The 19,682-nt window shown below is 72.7% G+C and carries 19 protein-coding genes; 11 read left to right on the top strand and 8 right to left on the bottom strand.

Annotated features, from left to right (window positions below):
• The first annotated feature begins 26 nt into the window (after positions 1-26).
• Genes LO762_RS23550 through LO762_RS23535 form a run of 4 tightly spaced genes read left to right on the top strand, consistent with a single transcriptional unit; the run spans position 27 to position 3,557 of the window.
• Entirely contained in the window at positions 27-941 is a 915-nt protein-coding gene (locus LO762_RS23550; protein WP_230618053.1) for an alpha/beta fold hydrolase, read from the top strand.
• A complete protein-coding gene (locus LO762_RS23545; protein ID WP_230618052.1) occupies positions 938-1,744 on the top strand; it encodes a 4'-phosphopantetheinyl transferase superfamily protein in 807 nt (268 codons plus the stop codon). Before LO762_RS23550 ends, LO762_RS23545 begins: the two co-directional genes overlap by 4 nt.
• A 35-nt stretch (positions 1,745-1,779) precedes the next feature.
• Complete coding sequence (gene fabG / locus LO762_RS23540; RefSeq protein ID WP_230618051.1) at positions 1,780-2,565, top strand: 3-oxoacyl-ACP reductase FabG; 786 nt, start codon at positions 1,780-1,782, stop codon at positions 2,563-2,565.
• Positions 2,566-2,603: 38 nt separating this feature from the next.
• Entirely contained in the window at positions 2,604-3,557 is a 954-nt protein-coding gene (locus LO762_RS23535) for an aromatase/cyclase (protein WP_230618050.1), read from the top strand.
• A gap of 82 nt (positions 3,558-3,639) precedes the next feature.
• Here LO762_RS23535 and LO762_RS23530 read toward each other — a convergent pair whose 3' ends face one another.
• The 5 genes from LO762_RS23530 to LO762_RS23510 all read right to left on the bottom strand — a co-directional run bounded on the left by LO762_RS23530 (position 3,640) and on the right by LO762_RS23510 (position 9,501).
• Entirely contained in the window at positions 3,640-4,794 is a 1,155-nt protein-coding gene (locus tag LO762_RS23530) for a glycosyltransferase (RefSeq protein WP_230618049.1), read from the bottom strand.
• A gap of 14 nt (positions 4,795-4,808) precedes the next feature.
• Entirely contained in the window at positions 4,809-6,455 is a 1,647-nt protein-coding gene (locus LO762_RS23525) for an alpha/beta hydrolase (RefSeq protein WP_230618048.1), read from the bottom strand.
• Between the two features lie 84 nt (positions 6,456-6,539).
• On the bottom strand, positions 6,540-7,787 hold the full coding sequence (locus tag LO762_RS23520; protein WP_230618047.1) for an MFS transporter: 1,248 nt from the start codon (positions 7,785-7,787) through the stop codon (positions 6,540-6,542).
• 15 nt (positions 7,788-7,802) lie between these two features.
• Positions 7,803-8,522 (bottom strand): class I SAM-dependent methyltransferase, encoded by a 720-nt coding sequence (locus LO762_RS23515; protein ID WP_230618046.1) that lies wholly within the window; start codon positions 8,520-8,522, stop codon positions 7,803-7,805.
• 70 nt (positions 8,523-8,592) lie between these two features.
• Complete coding sequence (locus LO762_RS23510) at positions 8,593-9,501, bottom strand: NADP-dependent oxidoreductase (RefSeq protein ID WP_230618045.1); 909 nt, start codon at positions 9,499-9,501, stop codon at positions 8,593-8,595.
• A gap of 274 nt (positions 9,502-9,775) precedes the next feature.
• Between LO762_RS23510 and LO762_RS23505 the strand changes: the two genes are divergently transcribed.
• Positions 9,776-10,366, top strand: coding sequence for an NADPH-dependent FMN reductase (locus tag LO762_RS23505; protein ID WP_230618044.1), 591 nt, complete (start codon positions 9,776-9,778; stop codon positions 10,364-10,366).
• A 27-nt stretch (positions 10,367-10,393) separates the two neighbouring features.
• On the opposite strand, the gene LO762_RS23500 is transcribed toward LO762_RS23505, so the two are convergent.
• Together LO762_RS23500 and LO762_RS23495 are read right to left on the bottom strand one after the other, a co-directional pair.
• Entirely contained in the window at positions 10,394-11,527 is a 1,134-nt protein-coding gene (locus LO762_RS23500; RefSeq protein WP_230618043.1) for a DegT/DnrJ/EryC1/StrS aminotransferase family protein, read from the bottom strand.
• A complete protein-coding gene (locus LO762_RS23495; RefSeq protein WP_230618042.1) occupies positions 11,524-12,681 on the bottom strand; it encodes a nucleotide disphospho-sugar-binding domain-containing protein in 1,158 nt (385 codons plus the stop codon). Before LO762_RS23495 ends, LO762_RS23500 begins: the two co-directional genes overlap by 4 nt.
• Before the next feature lie 163 nt (positions 12,682-12,844).
• Between LO762_RS23495 and rfbA the strand changes: the two genes are divergently transcribed.
• Positions 12,845-13,774 carry a glucose-1-phosphate thymidylyltransferase RfbA gene (rfbA, locus tag LO762_RS23490; RefSeq protein WP_230618041.1) on the top strand — a complete coding sequence of 310 codons (930 nt, stop codon included), beginning with the start codon at positions 12,845-12,847 and terminating at the stop codon, positions 13,772-13,774.
• Here the strand turns inward: rfbA and LO762_RS23485 are convergent.
• A complete protein-coding gene (locus tag LO762_RS23485; protein WP_230618040.1) occupies positions 13,749-14,612 on the bottom strand; it encodes a hypothetical protein in 864 nt (287 codons plus the stop codon). The genes rfbA and LO762_RS23485 overlap by 26 nt on opposite strands.
• Positions 14,613-14,862: 250 nt before the next feature.
• On the opposite strand from LO762_RS23485, the gene LO762_RS23480 reads away from it, so the two are divergent.
• Genes LO762_RS23480 through LO762_RS23460 form a run of 5 tightly spaced genes read left to right on the top strand, consistent with a single transcriptional unit; the run spans position 14,863 to position 19,657 of the window.
• The gene (locus LO762_RS23480; protein ID WP_230618039.1) at positions 14,863-16,218 is read left to right on the top strand and encodes an oxidoreductase; all 1,356 of its coding nucleotides are present in this window, start codon (positions 14,863-14,865) and stop codon (positions 16,216-16,218) included.
• Positions 16,215-17,144 carry an MBL fold metallo-hydrolase gene (locus LO762_RS23475; RefSeq protein ID WP_230618038.1) on the top strand — a complete coding sequence of 310 codons (930 nt, stop codon included), beginning with the start codon at positions 16,215-16,217 and terminating at the stop codon, positions 17,142-17,144. The genes LO762_RS23480 and LO762_RS23475 overlap by 4 nt, the downstream gene beginning before the upstream one ends.
• A 43-nt stretch (positions 17,145-17,187) precedes the next feature.
• Positions 17,188-17,628, top strand: coding sequence for a nuclear transport factor 2 family protein (locus LO762_RS23470; protein ID WP_230618037.1), 441 nt, complete (start codon positions 17,188-17,190; stop codon positions 17,626-17,628).
• On the top strand, positions 17,625-18,716 hold the full coding sequence (locus LO762_RS23465) for an LLM class flavin-dependent oxidoreductase (protein ID WP_230618036.1): 1,092 nt from the start codon (positions 17,625-17,627) through the stop codon (positions 18,714-18,716). The genes LO762_RS23470 and LO762_RS23465 overlap by 4 nt, the downstream gene beginning before the upstream one ends.
• Positions 18,713-19,657: a 3-hydroxyacyl-CoA dehydrogenase NAD-binding domain-containing protein gene (locus LO762_RS23460; RefSeq protein ID WP_230618035.1), complete on the top strand. Its 945-nt coding sequence runs from the start codon at positions 18,713-18,715 to the stop codon at positions 19,655-19,657. Before LO762_RS23465 ends, LO762_RS23460 begins: the two co-directional genes overlap by 4 nt.
• Positions 19,658-19,682 lie beyond the last annotated feature (25 nt).

The following is a 19,682-nucleotide window of genomic DNA, read 5'->3' as shown; positions in this document are numbered from 1 at the left end:
GCCGGATCCCACACCGGAGGATTCCCATGGTGTTCCACGACGGCGGCGAGCGCGGCCCGGCGACCGCGCCGCGCGGCCGGTCCGGGCGTCCGGCGGGCCGTCAGGTCCGCCGGGTCACGCTGGACGCCGGGGGCGTCCGGCTGTCGGGGCTGCTGAGCGAACCGGAGGAGGCCGCGCCGCGCTCGGTGGTCGTGGCGCTGCACGGCGCCGGCATGAGCGCGGGCTACTTCCACGGCCAGGCCCACCCTGACGTGTCACTGCTGGAGTTGGGCGCCCGGCTCGGTTTTACCGTGCTGGCTCTGGACCGGCCGGGCTACGGCACCTCCGCCGTGGATCTGCCGCACGGCCAGGACGTCGTGGAGCAGGCCGCCGCCCTGCACGCCGCGCTCGCCTGGTTCTCCCGTCGGCACGAGACGGGCGCCGGGTTCTTCGTCCTCGCCCATTCCTTCGGCGGCGAGCTGGCGCTGGCCGCGGCCGCCGAGGACAGCGGATCCGTTCTGCTCGCCCTGGACGTCTCGGGGTGCGGCCACCGGTACACCGTCGACGCGGGCGGGATCGCCGGTCACGGCGGTCGGCGGAACTGGGGCGCGTTGCGCTTCTATCCGCCCGGGACGTTCCGCGCCAGCGAGGCGATCGTGGCTCCGGTTCCCGAGCGGGAGGCGGCGGATCTCCCGCACTGGCCCGTGCGTTTTCCCGCGATCGCGGCGAGGGTGAGGGCGCCGGTCCGGTTCACCTTCGCCGAGCACGAGCCCTGGTGGTGTCACGACCCTCCGGCCGTCACCGACCTCCGGTCCCACTTCGTCGACTGTCCCCGTGTCTCCGTCGAGCACCTGCCGGACAGCGGCCACAACGTCAGCCTGGGTTGGACGGCCCGCGCGTACCACCTGGGCGCGCTGGGCTTCTTCGAACAGTGCCTGGCCACCCGTCGGCGCCCGAGATGAGCCGGCTCGCCGACCGCCAGCTCAGGGACGCGCTGACGGTCTCGCCCGGACGGCTGGATCTGTGGGTCATGCGCGGTTCGGACCCACACGGACCAGGACCCTCACCCGCGCTGCTTGAGCTGTCCGAGGCGGAGCGCGCGCGGGCCGCGAGGTTCCTCGGGCCGTCCGGCCGACTCCGGTTCACGTCCGCGCACGTCCTGCTGCGCCGGGTGGTGGCCGCCTACCTCGGCGAGCCGCCCGACAGGGTGCGGTTCGTCCGGGAGGCGTGCCCGGGGTGCGGCGGCCCGCACGGCAGGCCCGCCGTGGCGGGGGCGCCGCTGCAGTTCTCGATGTCGCACAGCCGCGACCTCGTCCTGATCGGGGTCGCGGCGGCGACGGTGGGCGTCGACGTCGAACGGGTGCCCCGGGCCGAGTCCGTGGCGGCGTGCGGCCGGATGCTCCACCCGGCGGAGCAGTCCGAGCTGGCGGCTCTCGACGTCGAGGAGCGGCGCCGCGCCTTCGGTCGGCTGTGGACCCGCAAGGAGGCGTATCTGAAGGCGCTCGGCACCGGGCTCAGCCGGGATCTCGGCGCCGACTTCCTCGGCGCGGAGACACCGGGCGGGCCCCGGCGACCGCCGGGCTGGACGGTGGTCGACGTCGACGTGGCGGAGACCCACGCCGCCGCCGCGGTCGTGCGCGGCACCGGTCCGCTGACGACCACGCTGCGCGGGCTCCCCGACGACGCGGTGCGCGTCGCCGATCCGGCGCCGCTCCTCGGCGAGGCGGTCTTCGGCCCCCCTCGGCAAGCGAAGCACGATCCCTGATCTCACGATCACCACTCACAGGAGGAAGAGACCCCGTGGAGCAACAGGAGAAGCGGATCGCCCTGATCACGGGCGCGACCAGCGGCATCGGTCTTGCCGTCGCCCGGCACCTGGGCGGGCACGGCCACCGGGTGTTCATCGGCGCCCGGAGCGCGGAGAACGTGGCACAGACCGTCAAGCAGCTCGGGGCGGAGGGCCTGGACGCGGCGGGCGCCGCCGTCGACGTGCGCTCCAACGACGCGGTCCGGGAGTTCGTCCAGGCCGCCGTCGCCCGGTTCGGCCCGATCGACGTCCTGGTCAACAACGCGGGACGGTCGGGTGGCGGGACCACCGCCGACATCGCCGACGAGCTCTGGCACGACGTCATCGACACCAACCTCAACAGCGTCTTCCGGGTGACCCGCGAGGTGCTGAACGCCGGCGGGATGCGCGCCGGGCGGCGCGGCCGGATCATCAACATCGCCTCGACCGCGGGCAAGCAGGGCGTCGTCCTCGGCGCGCCGTACTCGGCCTCCAAGCACGGGGTCGTGGGTTTCACCAAGGCGCTCGGGAACGAGTTGGCGCCGACCGGGATCACCGTCAACGCGGTCTGCCCCGGCTATGTCGAGACGCCGATGGCGCAGCGGGTCAGGGCCGGATACGCCGCCGCGTACGACACGACGGAGGACGCGATCCTGGAGAGGTTCCAGGCGAAGATCCCGCTTGGCCGCTACTCCACCCCGGAGGAGGTCGCCGGCCTGGTCGGCTACCTGGCTTCCGACAGCGCGGCGTCCATCACGGCCCAGGCGATGAACGTGTGCGGCGGACTGGGCAACTTCTAGAGGCTTCCGCCCCGAGATCCGATCCAAGGAGGACGAGCATGACGCAGGAGCACGGACGGGAGCACCGAGAGGTGGAGCACGAGATCACGGTCTCGGCGCCGGCCGCCGCCGTCTACAGGCTGATCGCGGAGGTGGAACACTGGCCGCGGATCTTTCCGCCGACCATCCACGTCGAGCGTCTCGAAGGCGGCGCGACCGAGGAGCGCATCCGCATCTGGGCGACGGCGAACGGGACCGCCAAGAGCTGGACGTCCCGCCGCACCCTCGACGCCGGGGCGCTGCGCGTCGGCTTCCGCCAGGAGGTCTCCGCTCCGCCGGTCGCGGCCATGGGCGGCACCTGGATCATCGAACCGCTGTCGGACACGGAGTGCCGGGTGCGGCTGCTGCACGACTACCGGGCGGTCGACGACGACCCGGCGAGCCTGCGGTGGATCGACGAGGCGGTCGACGGGAACTCCCGGTCCGAGCTCGCCGCGCTGAAGACCAACGTGGAGGCGGCGCACGCGGCCGAGGAGCTGACCTTCTCGTTCGAGGACACCGTGCAGATCAACGGCTCGGCCAAGGACGTCTACGACTTCATCAACGAGGCGGGACGCTGGCGGGAGCGGTTGCCGCACGTGGCGACCGTCCGGCTGGAGGAGCTGTCGCCCGGCCTGCAGACCCTGGAGATGGACACCCGCGCCAAGGACGGCTCCACGCACACCACCAAGTCGTACCGGGTGTGCCTGCCGGTCCAGAAGATCGCCTACAAGCAGGTGACGCTTCCGGCGCTCATGACCCTGCACACCGGCTACTGGACGTTCGAGGAGAACGAGGACGGGGTCGCCGCCTCCTCGCAGCACACGGTCGTCCTCAACACCGCCAACATCGCGCGTGTCCTCGGGGCCGAGGCGACGGTGGACGACGCCCGCGAGTACGTGCGCGCCGCGCTCAGCACCAACAGCCGGGCCACCCTGGGGCATGCCAGGACCTACGCGGAAAGCAGGTCCTGACCGGCGTCCCGAGCGACGACGACGGCCGTCGCGCCTCCCCGGGAAGCCGGGCGCGACGGCCGTCTCCGCCTGCGGGATCAGGTCACCGGAGCACCGTGGAAGCCGGGCGCGGGGCCTGGCCGCCGTGTTCCGCGACGAGGCGTTCCAGCCGGGGCACCGTCGCCGTCGGGCTGGGGGAGCCGAGCATCTCCTCGCGCAGCCGTCCGGCGGCCTCCGGGTACGAGGGTGTGTCCAGGATCAGCCGCCCTGCCGTGGCGACGGCGTCCGCGGTGGCCGCCCGGCCGCGGAAGCACTTCGCCGAGCCGTGGTCCTCCAGCCGCTCGGGGTAGCCCACCAGGTCGGGCATGAACGGAACGATGACCTGCGGCACCGCGGCGGCCATGCACCCCAGCGTGAGACCGCCTCCGCCGTGGTGGATCGCCAGGTCGCAGGTGGCGGCCACGACGTCGAGGGGGACCCATCCCGCCCTGGCGCCGGTCGGCAGCGGCCCGAGGTCCGCGACGATGTCGGCGGGCGCGGCGATGAGCAGCTCCGCGTCCAGGCCCGCCGCCCCGTGGACCAGGAGCCGGAGGTCGTCCAGGGCGTACCGGCGGCTCACCCGGCTGCCGCCGGACACCAGGACCCTCGGCCGCTCGCCCCTGGTGTACATCCAGGGTTCGACCGTCCGCGCGGTGGCGTAGGACACGTGCCGCATCAGCTCCGCGGGCGGGGCGTCGGGCGGGCGGATGCTCTCCGGGCACAGGGAAAGGACGAGGGCGGGCGCGGGCAGCCCGTCCCGTCCCGTCGCCGCCAGCTCGGGGCGCAGCCCGTCCTCGGCGGCGCGGTCCCGGATCAGCGACTCGCCCATGTCCTGCGTGGTCCTGACCCAGGGGACGCCGACCGACGCGGCGAGCAGCGGCGCCACGTACACCAGCGGGCCGCCGATCACGAGGTCCGGACGCCACCCGGCGGCCAGGCCGAGCAGCCCGCCCAGGGCGTCGGCGGCCATGCGGGCCGCCGTCAGGCCCAGTTCCCGCTCCCGTTCGTCCAGGTCCTCGGGGAAGGGGATGAAGGCGCCGTCGGCGTCCGTGCGGAAGGACGCCGGTTCCCTCCGGGTCACCGGAACGCCGGGCAGTCCTGCGGCGGCGATGATCGGCATCGCGCCCTCGTGGCCGGCGACGAGGACCTCGTGGCCGGCGCCGCGCACGGCCTGGGCGAGCGGCACGATCGGGAAGATCGTGCCTTCGCCGGCCTCCACGACAAAGAGGACCTTCACCGCGGCCCGAACGGGTCGTGGTCGACGCCGCAGGTCGTGCCTTCGGCGGGCAGGGTGCCGTGGATCAGGTAGTCCCGTTTGACCTTCTCCGTGCAGGTGCTGGGCACGAACATCGAGGTGTGGCCCGCCCCCTCGGTCACGAACAGCCGGGCTCTGGCCAACTGGCCCGCGCCGTCGACGGCGCCGTGCACCGGCGTGCCCGGGTCGTACCGGTTGTTCAGGACGAGGATCGGGTTCGCCGTCCAGGCGTTCCACGGGCCCGTGTAGCGGTCCTCGTCGCGGCCGAGCCAGGTGGCGCAGGGCATCATCTCGAACACGCCGATCCGGCCGAAGTGGGGGATCCGCCGGTCCTCACTGATCGCGAGCCTGCTGTAGGTGCGGATCGACCTCGGCACGTCGCTGTCGGTGCACTGGATCGCGTGGAACGCCTCGTCCCGGTTGTTCACGTACTGCTCCTGCCGGGCGCCCTCGGTGGCCCCGCCGCCCGTGGGCCTGGTCGCGGGGGTGGTGACCCTGGTCGCGGGGCCGGTGGTCCCGCTCGCCTCGTACAGCTGCTGCAGCGTGTCGGCGGTGCTCGGCCAGTACTCCGGGACGTACAGCGCGGCGGCCTCGTCGACGACGTCGTTGTAGGTGTAGGTCCAGGGGCCGTCGGGGGTGTCGATCGTGATGGGCGCGCGGCGTGCCCGTTCCGTGAGCACCGCCCACTTCCGGCGGGGGTCTCCGGCCTCGGCGAAGGCGCAGCGCGAGGGACCGGCGGCGGCGCACTGACGCAGGAACTCCTGGAAGGTGTCGCTGATGCCGCGCGGCCGGTCCTGACGGGTCTCGACGGGGAGCGTCGCGCCCTCGTCGCCGTGGCCGGTGCTGTTGCCGATGAAGTCCAGCGAGCCGTCGAAGGCCATGGCCCGTACCCGCCGGGGGAACATGTTGGCGTACACCGCGCCGAGGTAGCTGCCGTAGGTGAGACCGTGATAGGTGAGGCGGCTGTCGCCCACGGCACGGCGCAACAGCTCCAGGTCGCGGGCGGAGTTCGCGGTGGACACGTGGTCGAGCAGGCCGCCCGCCCGCTTCCGGCAGCGCTCGCTGAAGTCCTTGGCGGCCGCGAAGAACGCCGGCTCGTCGGCGGGTTCGACCGGCCGCGCCGGATACGCCGCGTAGTAGTCCTGCTGTTCCTGCTCGGTGGCGAAGCAGCGGACGGCGGTGGAGCGGCCGATGCCGCGCGGGTCCCAGGACACGAGGTCGAAGCGGGCGCGCAGTTCGGTGGAGAAGAGCCACTCCCACCGGGCGCGCTCGCGCAGCCGGTTCTCGCTGGGCGCTCCCGGGCCGCCGAAGTTGACGAAGAGCGTGCCGATCCGCCTGCGCTGGTCGGAGGCCGGCAGTTTGATGACGGCGAGGTCGACGCGGCGGCCGTTCGGATGGTCGTAGTCGAGCGGGACCTTGGCCGTGGCGCAGCGGAAGCCGTCCCCGCAGTCGGTCCAGGTCAGCACCGGAGTGGCGGCGGCACCGGTCTTGGCCACCGGACCGGAGTCGTCGGCGAGGGCGTTCGGCGCGCTGAGGACTCCGGCGCCGAGCAGGACGGCGAGTGCCGCCGACGCGCGGCGCCATCGTCGGCGGTGGGTCGGGGTGCGCAAGGACGCTGAACTCATGGACCTGCCTCTCACACGGGTGTGGGAGGTCGATGGTCGACCACCGCCGTCGCACCGCCCTCGAGCCGCGATCGAGGCCGGTGCTCAACCGCCCGGCGCGGGTTCGGGAAGGAGGCCGCCTCCCGTGCGGGCCCTGATCCGGCGCACGTCCGGGACGAGGAGGGTGAGCAGCGTGGCGGCGGAGACGAGGCAGCCGCACAGCAGCAGCGCCGGGCGCTCCCCGAACCGGGCCGCCAGCGGACCGGCGGCGATCAGGCCCAGCGGCCCGAACAGGAACGAGCCCAGGGCGTCGTAGGCGCTCACCCGCGACAGGGCGTCGGCGGGCACCTCCCGCTGCATCGTGGTCTCGAAGAGCACACCGAAGACGTTGAACGCGATCCCCATGACGAATCCGCCGAGGACCACCGCGATCAGCGGGGCGCCGAAGCCGAGCAGGAACATCGGGAGCGCGACCCCGAAGATCATGGGGACGGCGACGAGCAGCGGTCGGCGCGGCCGGATCCGGATCGCGACGACGGCGCCGAGCAGGGTCCCGACGGTCTGCCCCGTCAGCACCGCGGACCAGGCGGGCGCACCGCCCAGATCGGCCTTGGCGACGACGGGCCCGAGCACCGCGAACGCCGCCTGCATCGCCGCGAACACCAGGGAGAAGTGCAGCACGCCCGCCCACAGCCAGCGGCGGGAGGAGAACTCGCGCCATCCCTGCCGCAGGTCGACCAGCATCGACCCGGACGGCCCCGCGTCGCGGTCGCGCGGCAGCCGCAACGTCACGAGCAGCACGGCCGAGAGGACGAACGCGGCCGCGTTGACGGCGAGCGCCCACCCGGATCCGACCAGCGCGATCATCGCGCCGGCGGCCGCCACCCCGAGCAGGCGTGCCCCGTTCATGCCGAGCCGGAGCAGCGCGTTCGCGGTCTGCAGCCGGTCCGGGGGCACCACCTCGGGCACGATCCCGACGAGCGCCGGGTAGAAGAGCGCGAACGAGACACCGACGAAGACCGCGCAGACGACGAGGGCGGCCGTGGAGGCCGTGCCGGTCAGGAAGAGCACGGCCATCACCCCGAAGGCGAGCGCGGACACCAGTTCCGCGCCCGTCATCAGCAGGTGTCTGGGCAGCCGGTCGGCGATCACGCCGCCGAACAGCATGAGCGCTATCTCGGGGACGGCCTGGGCGGTCAGCACGACGGCCAGGGTCGAGGCGGTGGCCCCCGGCAGGTCCAGCACGCCGAAGGCGAGCGCGACGGGCCCGAACGCCGAGCCCATCACCGAGCATGTTCTGGCGATGAACAGGATGAGGAACCGCCGGTCGCCGAACAGGCTCAGGTCATGCATCGCGGTTCCCTTCCGCTACCGGGGGGTGGCTACCGCGACGAAGAAGCCGGGGGTGCCGTCGCCGAGGGTGAGGTACTCCGCGCTCAGCCCGGCCCGGGCGAAGGCGTCCTCGTAGTCGGCCCGCGAGAAGAGCGTGAGGTAGTCCACCTCGCTGCGGTGCCTGACGCCGGTGGCGGCGTCGCCGAGCAGGTAGTGGATCTCCATCCGGGTGGCGTCGCCCTGCCGGGTCGAGTGCGCGACCCGGGCGATGCCCTGGGCGCTGTTCCTGACCGCGTGCGCGGACACGTAGCCGTCGATGAAGGTGTCGGGGAAGTACCACGGCTCGATGACGAGGACGCCGCCTTCGGCGAGGTGCCGCGCCATCGCGAGGACGGCGCTGTCCAGGTCGGTGGTGCCGCGCAGGTAGCCGATCGAGCTGAACATGCACACGACGGCGTCGAAGGTCTCGCCGAGCACGAAGGTCCGCATGTCGCCGTGGTGGAGCGGCACGCCCGACAGGCGCTCCCCGGCACGTGCCAGCATCGGCTCCGACACCTCCAGTCCGGCGACCCGCGCGAACCGCTTGGCGAAGCCGGCCAGGTGGATTCCGGTGCCGCACGCCACGTCCAGCAGCGTCGCGGCGTCGGGCTTGCGCTCCCGGACCAGCCCGGTCACCCGCGCGGCCTCGGCGTCGTAGTCCTTCCGGTCCTGGTACAGGAGATCGTAGATCTCCGCCTCACCGGCGTTCTCGTACATCGCATGCCTCCCTGTGGCGTGACAGATCTTTCGATTCGGCACGAGCGTGCGGAAAATTCGGTGCGCGGTCCTACGCCACGGTGAGGACGATCTTTCCCCTGCCGTGTCCGCTCTCGATGGCGCGGTGCGCGTCGGCGGCCCGGGCGAGCGGGTACGCCGCGCGGATGTGCAGGTCGAGCAGGCCCCGCTCGTAGAGGTCGAGCAGCTCGACGAGACGTGCCGCCGACCTGGCCGGACCCAGCGCCGGGATCCCGAGTTCCGCCGCCGCCTCGTCCGAGACCATGGTCCTGATCCGGTTCCGGTCGGCGACCAGGGCGGCGGAGGCGTGCAGCGCCTCGGGCCCGGCCAGGTCGAGGGCGGCGTCCACGCCGTTCGGAGCCACCGCCCTGACCCGGTCGACGAGGCCCTCGCCGTAGGTGACCGGGACCGCGCCGAGCGACCGCAGGTACTCGTGGTTTCCCTCGCTCGCCGTGCCGATGACGGTCCGGGCGCCCCAGGCCCGGGCGAGCAGCACGGAGAAGGTGCCCAGCGCCCCGGCGGCGCCGTGGATCAGCACGGTCTCGCCGGGACGCACGTCCAGCGCCCGCAGGGCCATGTGCGCGCCCTGCCCGTTGCCGGAGAAGCCCCCGGCGACGTCCCACGGCATGTTCTTCGGCTTCGGGACCACCTGGTCCGCCGGAGCCACGACGTATTCGGCGTAGGCGCCCGTGGTGCAGTAGCCCAGGACCTCGTCGCCGACCGCAGAACCGGATCCGTCCGCCTGGTCGACGACCCCGGCGAACTCGTTTCCCGGGACGACGGGGAAGCTGAGGTCCACCGAGGGCGGCGCCCATCCGGTCCTGATCACCGTGTCGAAGTGCTGTACGCCGGCGACCCGCACGCGGACCCTGACCTGGCCCGGACCGGCCTGGGGCGGGTCGAGCTCGTGCGGGGTCAGGACCTCGGGCCCACCGAATGACGACAGGGCGGCAGCCTGCATGGCGTTCCTTCCTCGTGCGCTGGGAGCGGGGGAGGCACCGGCGACAACGCGAGAAGGGTCGCGCGACCGCCTCGAGCACGCCTCGGTTCCCGCTCGAGTCTCCGATACCGCGACGATAGAACTTGAAGTCCACTGGAGGTCAATGGATCGGCCGTCCGCGATGAGCGGCGGTCCGAACGGGTCTCGAGCCGGGTTCGACCCGTGCGGGCGACGATGTCGTCGTCCCGCCACGGCCCGCACGGCCGTGGTCGCCACCGCCGGAGGATGTGTCGACATGTCCAGCAAGCCCATCCGACTCGCCGTCATCATCGGAAGTACCCGCAAGGCCAGACTCGGGCCGATGGTGGCCGACTGGTTCGTCGAGCGGGCCCGCGCGCACGGCGGTGTGGAGATCGACGTCGTCGACCTGGCGGACGCGGCGCTTCCGTACGGACTGGACGGCCAGGCCGACGACGGTTCGTACACCTCGCCCGCCGTGGCGGCGTACGCCGCGCGGATCGACGCCGCGGACGCCTTCGTCGTGGTCACCCCCGAGTACAACCGGGGCTATCCGGCGGCGCTCAAACTGGCCATCGACACCGTCTACCGCGAATGGAACGCCAAGCCCGTCGGGTTCGTCAGCCACGGCGGCCAGTCGGGCGGGCTCCGGGCGGTGGAGCAGCTACGGCAGGTCTTCGCCGAGCTGCACGCGGTGACGATGCGGGACGGGGTCTGCTTCCCGATGGCCGCCCAGCAGTTCGAGGACGGCGGCTCGCCGCGTGACGCGGAGGGCGCCACGATCTCCGCCAAACTCCTCCTGGACCAACTGACGTGGTGGGCGGAGACGCTCCGCACCGCCCGTGCGGAGCGCCCCTACCCGTGCTGACCCGGTACCCGCGCCCGGCGGCCGGGATCACCCGCCGAGGCCCTCGCACAGCGCGTCGACGACGGTCGCGACATCGGCCTCGGTGAGCCCGCCGTGCAGGGGCAGGCACAGCGTCCGGTCGGCGGCGTGCTCGGCGCGCGGGAGCACCCGGTCCGCCTGGCCGTAGAGGGGAACCCTGTGCAGCGGCGCGTAGCGGAAGGTCGTGTAGATCCCGGCCGCGAACAGCTTCCCCGCCAGGGCGTCCCGTATCCCCGCCTCCATCTGCACCCAGTAGAAGTAGTAGGTCGACTCGTGTCCTGCGGGGAGGGCGGGCGGTAGGGCCAGGCCCGCCACCTGCCCGAGCGCGCTGTTGTACCGCTCGACGACCTCCCTGCGGCGGGCCACCAGCTCGGGCAGCCTGGCGAGCTGGACCAGGCCGATCGCCGCGGTGAGGTCGTTGCCGATGAGGCGCCGTCCGACCTCGGTGATCTCGGGATCCCACCAGCGGCGGTCGTGCTTTCCGGCGTGCCCGAATCCGCTGGCCTGCACCAGACCGTGGTACGCCAGGCGCCGGGCGCGCTCGGCCCGCTCCCGGTCGCGGACGTAGAGCATGCCGCCGTCCCCGGTGACCAGCACCTTGGCGGCGTCGAAACTCCAGATCGCGAGGTCGCCGAAGGAGCCCGCGGCTTTGCCGTCGACCCGCGAGGCCACCGAGCAGGCGGAGTCCTCGACCAGCGCGACGCCCAGTTCCCGGCAGTGCGCGGCGATCTCGACGACGTCGCCGGGGTAGCCCGCGTAGTGCAGCAGGATGACCGCTCGGGTTCGCGGTGTGAGCACCTCGGTGATGTCGGCCAGGGTGACGTTGAGGGTCCGCGCGTCCACGTCGCAGAAGACGGGCACCGCCCCGCAGGCCATGATGGCGTTCGCGGCGGCGACGAAGCTCGGCGAGGGGAGCACGACCTCGTCGCCGGGCCGCAGGTCCAGCACCTCCATCGCCAGGAACAGCGCGGCGGTGCCCGAGTTGACGAACACGACGTGTTCGGCGGCGACGCCGATGTGCTCGGCGAAGGCCGCCTCGAACGCCGTGGTGCGCGGCCCGTGGCCCAGCCACTGGCTGTCGAAGACCTCCGCGACCGCCTGGAGTTCGGCCGCGCCCACCTGGGGCCGGAAGAGGTGGATCACCGCCGTGCCCCCGCGAGCTCGGCCAGCCGTCCGATGACGAGGTCCGGGCCGGGCACGGCCGTCAACTGCTCCACGAACGCCCGCGCGCTCTTGCGCAGGGCGCCGTCATGGATGAGCAGGTCCAGGACTTCCGCGTCTACCTGGTCCGGGTCGCGGTTCAGGCCGATGCCGCAGCGTTCGACCATCCGCGCGTTGATCCAGTTGTCGGCGCCGTGCGGCAGCGTCAACTGCGGCACCCCCGCGTGGGCGGACGCCAGGGTGGTGCCGGCGCCGCCGTGGTGGATGATCCCGTCGCAGGTCGCGAGAAGCGGGCTCAGCGGGGTCCACCCGACCACCCTGATGTTCTCCGCCAACGGGCCGAGCTCGTCCAGGTCGGGGTCGTCGCCCAGCGCGAGCACAAACTCGGCGTCCACCGTGCCCGCGGCCGCCAGGACGCCGCGGAGCGATCCGACCCCCGCCACGTGCGGCACGGTCGTGCCGAGCGTGACGCAGACGCGCGGGCGCGGCTTGGGCTCCGCCAGCCAGTCGGGGACGCCGCCGCCGCCGTGGAAGGGCACCGACCGCATGGTCAGGCCCTCGCCCTCGCCGTGCATCATCGGCTCCGGGGCGAAGTGGACGCTGGTGATGGAGGGCAGTTCGGCCGGTACGCCCAGCCGCTCGAACAGCGGCGTCAGAAACGGCAGGAAGCGCCGGGGCATCGAGCCTTCGCGCAGGAAGCTGAACCCGTGCTCGACCGCCGGGACCTCCAGCGCCCGGGCCGCCACGAGGGCGGCCCCCTGGAGCCGGGAGTACACGATCAGGTCCGGCTGCCAGGACCGGGCCAGCGCCATCAGGCCGTCGGCCATCAGCTCGCTGACCTGGGCGAACTTCTGCAGGATGATGTCGGGGGTCTCGCCGGTCTCGGCGATGGCCAGCCCCCGCTCCCGCATCGCGACGGCCCGCTCCGCACGGGTCCCCACCCTGGGGAAGATGTGGCTGAAGTCGGCGTCGGGCGAGACGTCACGGACGGTGAAGCCGGCGTGGGCCGCGGCCCGCGTCGACGGCCCCGAGGTGGCGAAGACCACCTCGTGGCCCGCCACGCGGGCGGCCCAGGCCAGACCGGCCAGCGGGTAGAGATGATCGAGCCCGGGGGAAACGGCGAACAGCACCCTCATGCGGGGCACCCCAATCCGGTCGGCGAGGACAGCGACTCGGCGAACGTGCCAGGCGCCGCTCAAGGCGGACTTGAGAGGCGCTCGCTCCCGGCGGGACTTGAGCGATCCTCGATCGCGCCCGGTCATGGTGGACGCACTGTCGACAGAGTGCGAGGGGTTCAGCGTGCGTGGCATCATCCTGGCCGGCGGAACGGGTTCGCGACTCCTCCCGATCACCCGCGGAACCTCAAAACAGCTGCTGCCGGTGTACGACAAGCCGATGATCTACTACCCGCTCTCGGTCCTGATGCTGGCCGGGGTGCGGGACATCCTCGTCATCTCCTCCCCCGGCGACCTGCCCCAGTACCGCGAGCTCCTCGGTGACGGCAGCGCCATCGGCATCCGGCTCTCCTACGCCGTCCAGGAGAAACCGCGCGGGATCGCCGAGGCGTTCCTGGTCGGCGCCGACCACATCGGCGACGGACCGGTGGCCCTCGTCCTGGGCGACAACGTGTTCCACGGCGCGGGCTTCGCCGAGCTGCTCCGGCCGCATCGATCCCACACCGACGGCTGCGTGCTCTTCGGGTACGCGGTGCGTGATCCGGAGCGCTACGGGGTCGCCGAGGTCGACGAAGGGGGACGGCTGCTGTCGATCGAGGAGAAGCCGGACCATCCGAAGTCCGACCTTGCCATCACCGGCCTCTACCTCTACGACAACGACGTGGTGTCGGTGGCCCGCGGGCTGCGTCCGTCGGCCCGTGGCGAACTGGAGATCACCGACGTGAACCGGGAGTACCTCGCCCGGGGCAAGGCGTCCCTGGTGAACCTCGGTCGTGGCCTCGCCTGGCTGGACACCGGCACCCATGACTCGCTGCTGGAGGCGTCCCAGTACATCAAGACCATCGAGCACAGGCAGGGCGTGCGGGTGGCCTGCATCGAGGAGGTGGCGGTCCGGATGGGCTACATCGACCCCGACCAGTGCCACCGGCTCGGCGCCGGGCTCGCGAGCTCCGGCTACGGGCAGTACGTCATGCGCGTCGCGGAGGACGTGCGGAGGTCGGCGGGGCGCGCGCCGTCCGGCGCCGGGCTCAGCGGCCCGCTGCCCGCGCGCTGACGCAGTCGAGGAGCAGCCGCATCTTGCCACCCAGCTCGCGCCGCGCGAAGTCCCGGGCGACCGAGAGGTCGGCGTCAGGGCCGAGGAGCTCCACCACACCCTCGGCCCTGAGCGTCACCTCCTGCAGCGCGGTGAGCACGGTAGCGCCCGAGGACTCTCCGATCCGCCAGCGGACGCAGTGGCTCGCCCCGATCGGTGGGAGGAGGAGCTGCTTGTACACGAGGAGCCCGGGAGCGCGGCCCACCCGCGCGTTCCTTGTCGTGAGCAGCCCGCCGCCGCTCTCCCGCGTGACCACCTCCACCAGCTGGCCGCCCTCCGGGAACCGGCGCAGGCTCGCCGCCGCCACGTGCGGCATGTGCTCCGGCCATCTGTCGGCCGCGTAGAGGAAGTCGAACACGTCACGCGGCGAGGCGGCCACCCGCCGGACGTCACGCAGCACAAGCCGGAGCTCGGGCCGGTGGAACTCCGACTCCGCCGCCGCCCGCACCGACGAGAGGTCGTCGGCGCGGGCGGCGCCGTGGGTGACGCGGACGAGGGACTCCCGCTCGGACAGCGCGGTGACGGCCAGGCCGAGGTCCTCGGTCCGTGACCCGTCCGGGAAGCGGAACTCCACGCGCAGCTCCCGTGCGCGCAGCCTTCTGCGCATCTCGCCGTACCGGACGCCGTCGCCCGAGACGCTCCACACCCCGACGCGCTCCGTGCCGTCCTCGACGCCCAGCCGTTCGAGGTGGACGAACCGGCCGAACACGCGCGGCCAGGCGTCCAGGTCGGCCAGCAGGCGGTAGACCGACTCCGCCGGGGCGCGCACCGGAAGTTCGACGCGGGCCGGCTCGGACACTCGTGGCTCCCTGGGTGACATGTGCGCACCTTCTGCGGTGGCGCTGGACGGGCGCTCGAAGCCCGCTCGAAGCCCGCGTCGGGCCGTGGGGGGTCGAGCGGGCCTCGAGGGTTCCTCCAGCCCCACGCTCGGTGAGCCTCCAGCACCGCCTGGGATCTTCTCCGGGCGCGCCGCGTCCGCGCCGCGACACGAGGGAGACGATCATGGAGCAGGCAGCAGCACACCCGGCGGCCACGGCCGGAGCGGCGTCGTGACCCGCACCTGGCTGGTCACGGGAGCCTCGCGGGGGCTCGGCCGGGCTCTGGTGGAGACGGTCCTGGAGGCGGGCGAGACCGTCGTGGCGACCGCCCGCGACCCCGAGGCCCTCACCGGTCTCCGCGACCGGTACGGCGACCGGGCGGTGCCGCTCGCCCTCGACGTCACCGACCGCGCCGCCGTGTTCGACGTCGTGGGGCGCGCCGCCGAGGCGACCGGACGCATCGACGTGCTCGTCAACAACGCGGGCCACGGGCTGGCGGGCGGCGTCGAGGAGGTCGGCGAGGAGCAGGCCCGCCGCCAGATGGACGTCAACTTCTTCGGCGCGCTCTGGTGCGCCCAGGCGGTGCTGCCGACGATGCGCCGACAGCGCTCGGGGCACATCCTCCAGCTTTCGAGCATCGCCGGCATCGCCACCTATCCGAACCTCGGGATGTACTGCGCGAGCAAGTGGGCGCTGGAAGGGCTCAGCGAGACCCTGGCCCAGGAGGTCGCGTCCTTCGGCGTCCGGGTCACCATCGTCGAGCCGGGGGAGTTCCGCACCGACTGGAGCGCGGGATCGATGGACAGGGCCGCGCCCATGCCGGAGTACGACGAGGTGCTCGCCAAGCGCCGCCACGGCCTCTCGGGCGTGTACGCCCATCTTCAGCCGGGGGACCCCCGCCTGTTCGGCCCCGCCCTGCTGAAGATCCTGGACGCCGCCGAGCCGCCGCTGCGCGTCCTGCTCGGCGGGGCGGCCGCCGACCTCGCGCCGCTCACCTACCGGCGGCGCCTGGAGGAGTGGGCCCGGTGGGACGACCTGGCCCGCACCACCGACGGCGAGGCGCGCGCACCACGGGCATGCCCACCGACTCCCACCGACGACAGGAAGGCGGTACCGATGACCCGGGCGCCGGAACCCCTCAGGAAGAACGACGTCGGAGACTTCGTCTCCGCGCGGCTGTTCAGCGACATCCAGCAGTTCTACGCACGCCAGATGAACCTCCTCGACGGCGCCGAGCCGGACAACGAGGCGTGGGCGGCGACCTTCACCGAGGACGCGGTCTTCGACGCGAACATCGATCCGGAACCGACGGTCGGCCGACCGGCGATCCTCGCGTCGGTCAGCGGGGCGACCGCCCGCATCTTCGCCACGGACCTGGACTTCCGGCACTGGATCGGGATGCTCGACATCGAGGAGCAGGAGGACGGCAGCCTGCGCACCCGCTACTACGCGCTGGGCATGGCGACCCCCCGAGGCGGATCCCTCGCCTTCCGAGGCCACACCGTGGGCATGGACCACCTTGTCCACCGGGACGGGCGCTGGCTGGTGCGGCACCGGTATCTGGCGATCGACGGCACCCCTTCATGACCCCGGCGGGCACGCCCCCGGCGGCGTACGAGCCGGTGCTCCGCGAGATCGCCCCCGGTGTGTTCGCCTACGAGCAGGCGGACGGAGGATGGTGCCTCAACAACGCCGGGGTCCTGGTGTCCGGGCGGGACGTCGCGGTCGTCGACACCGCGGCCACCGAGCGCCGGGCCAGGAGGCTGCGCTCCGCGATCGCCTCGGTCACCGGGGCGGCACCCAGGATCCTGGTCAACACGCACTTCCACGGCGACCACAGCTTCGGCAACTTCGTCTTCGCGCCCGACGCCGTGATCGTCGCGTGTGAGGCGGCCCGCCGGGAGATGGCCGTCGCGGACCTCCACATGCAGAGCCTGTGGCCCGAGGTGGACTGGGGCGACATCACCGTCGCCCTCCCCGATCTCACCTACCGGGACCGCGCGACCCTGCACGTCGGAGACCTGACGGCCGAGCTGATCCACCTGGAGAACGCGCACACGACGACGGACACGGTGGTGTGGATCCCCGAACGGTCCGTGCTGTTCGCCGGGGACATCGTCATGAACGGGGTGACGCCGTTCTGCCTCATGGGCTCGGTCGAGGGCTCCCTGGAGGCGCTCGCCCGGCTGCGGGCGCTGGGCGCGCGGACCATCGTCCCCGGGCACGGCCCCGTCGGCGGACCCGAGGTCCTCGACGCGAACGAGAGATACCTCCGGTGGCTCCAGCGCCTGGCGGCCGAGGGCAAGGCCGCCGGACTGAGCCCGCTGGAGCTGGCCCGCGCGACGGACCTGGCGGAGTTCGGCGCGCTGCTGGACTCCGAACGGCTGGCCGCCAACCTCCACCGGGCCTACGCCGACACCGGCCCCGAGCCGCGCGGACACCGGCTGGACGTCGCCGCGATCTTTGAGGAAATGACCGAGTTCCACGGCGGCCGACCGCTCTGCCGCGCCTGACCCCGGCCGAGTCGTGTCCCGCCACCCCGAGAGAGGCAGCTGCATGTTCACACCGGCGGATCTCCACCTCCGCGTCCAGCAGTTCTACCACCGTCAGATGGGCCTGCTGGACGACGGCCTGCCCGAGCGGTGGGCCGACACCTTCACCGAGGACGCCGCCTTCCTGGAGCCGCACCGGCTGGAGCCGCTGCGCGGCCGCGCGACGATCCGGGCGTCGGCCCGGGCCCGCGCCGACCGGCTGGCGGCCCAGCGCGTCCACTTCCGGCACTGGCTGAACATGCTCGACGTCCGGGAGCAGGAGGACGGGAGCGTGCGCACGCGCGTCTACGCCCTCGCCATGCGCACGGAGGAGGGAGGTTCCCTGGACGTCTTCGCCAGCGTCGTGTGCAGGGATCATCTGCGGCCGGACGGAACGGGATGGCTGGTGCGGCTCCGGGAGATCGACCACGACGGCTCCGACCTGCGGACGGCGGGCGCGCGATGAGGTTCGGCATCGTCTTCTTCCCGACCGTCGGCCCCGCCGACAAGCCCGCCCCGCAGTACTTCGACGAGTGCCTGCGGCTGGTGGACCTCGCCGAGGAACTCGGCCTCGACCACGTGAAGATCGTGGAGCACTACTTCTTCCCCTACGGGGGGTACAGCCCCGATCCGGTCACCTTCCTCGCCGCGGCCGCCGGCCGGACCGAGCGGATCCGGCTCGGCACCAGCGCCACGATTCCCGCCTTCGTCCACCCGGTGAAACTCGCGGGCAAGCTCGCGATGCTCGACAACATCTCCCACGGACGCCTCGACGCCGCCTTCGGGCGGGCGTTCCTCCCGGACGAGTTCGAGGCGTTCGGCATCTCCATGGACGAGAGCAAAAGCCGGTTCGCGGAGAACGTGGAAGCCGTCAAGCTGCTGTGGTCCGGGGAGGACGTGGTGTGGAAAGGCAGCTTCCACTCCTTCGGGCCCGTCACCCTGCTACCGCGTACCTACCAGCAGCCGCACCCCCCGGTGTTCGTCACGACCGCCCGGTCGGCTGAGTCCTGCGCTCAGGCCGCGCGCGACGGGCACTACCTGCAGACCGTGCCCAACGTCATGTCGACCGAGGAACTGCAGAGCAGGCTGGCGGTCTACCGGTCGGAATGGGCCGCCTCCGGGCGTACGCCCGGCACCGAACGGATCCACCTCAGCTATCCGTGCGTGGTGGACCCGGTGGCCGAGAAGGCCCGCGCGAAGGGACGGTTCGACCACGAGCGCAACACGGACGCCATCAGCGCGGCGGTCGCGTCCTGGGCCGACCGTAAGAGCGCCGACTACCCCGGCTACGAGAAGCTCGCCGAGATCGGCAGGCACCCCGACTTCGACCGGAAGCTCGCCGAGGGAAAGCTGTTGGTCGGCTCGCCCGGCGAGGTGCGCGACCAGCTCGCGCGGATCGCCGCCTGGTTCGGTGACGACGTCACGATCAGCCTGGGCGTCCACTCCGGCCATCTCAGCGTGGAAGACGCCGCCACGACGGTGCGGCTCATGGCAGAACAGGTGATCCCCGAGCTGTCCGCGGCGGACGGCCCACGTCAGGAGCGCACACGATGAGCACGGAGCAGCGGACCGCGGTCGTCATCGGGACCGGCACCATCGGGCTCGGCTGGATCAGCCTCTTCCTCGGACAGGGCCTGCGGGTGCGGGTCTGCAGCCGACGGCCGGACGCGCGGCGGGTGGTGGCGGAGGCGATCGAACTGCACGCGCCGTTCCTGCCGCCGGGCTCGGCCGACCCCGCCGACCTTGCCGCGCGGCTGGAGTTCGAGCCCGACGTGCGGCGCGCGGTCGAGGGCGCCGATGTCGTCCAGGAGAACGTGCCGGAGCAGCTCGAACTGAAACAGGAGCTCTTCGGCCGGATCGGGGAGGCCGCGGCGCCCGAGACGCTGCTGCTGTCGTCCACGTCCACCCTGCTGCCCGACGCCATCGGCGCGCGGATGGGCGACTCCGCGCGACTCGTCGTCGGCCACCCCTTCAACCCGCCGCACGTCGTCCCCCTCGTCGAGGTGGTCGGCGGCGAGCGCACCCACCCCGAGGCCGTCGCCGAGGCCGTCGCGTTCTACCGGTCGGTGGGCAAGGTGCCCATCGTGCTGCGCAAGCCGATCCACGCCTTCGTCGCCAACCGGCTCCAGTCGGCGCTGCTCCAGGAGAGCGTCCACCTGGTCCGCGAAGGGGTCGTGACGCTCAGCGAGCTCGACGCCGTGGTCACCAACTCGATCGGCCTGCGCTGGGCGACCGTCGGCCCCTTCCACGCGTTCCACCTGGGCGGCGGGCAGGGCGGGCTCCGGCACTGGCTGTCGTCGCTGGGCGCGAACCTGGAGGCGGGCTGGCGGGGGCTCGGCCGTCCGCCCATGGACGAGGAGACCCTCGAACTCCTTCTTGAGCAGGCCGACAAGGCGTTCGGAGGCAGCAGTTACGAGGAACTGGTCCGGGCCAGGGACCGTCGGCAGACCGCGGTGCTGGGCGCGCTGGCCGAGGTGGAGGCCGCCGAGGCGTAGCGGGACCGCCGGCCGCGCCTTCCCG

The sequence above is a fragment of the Actinocorallia sp. API 0066 genome, from assembly GCF_020991275.1.
Lineage (GTDB): Bacteria > Actinomycetota > Actinomycetes > Streptosporangiales > Streptosporangiaceae > Actinocorallia.
The sequence above is the reverse complement of the archived record's forward strand: the minus strand, read 5'-3'. Positions and strand labels throughout refer to the sequence as shown.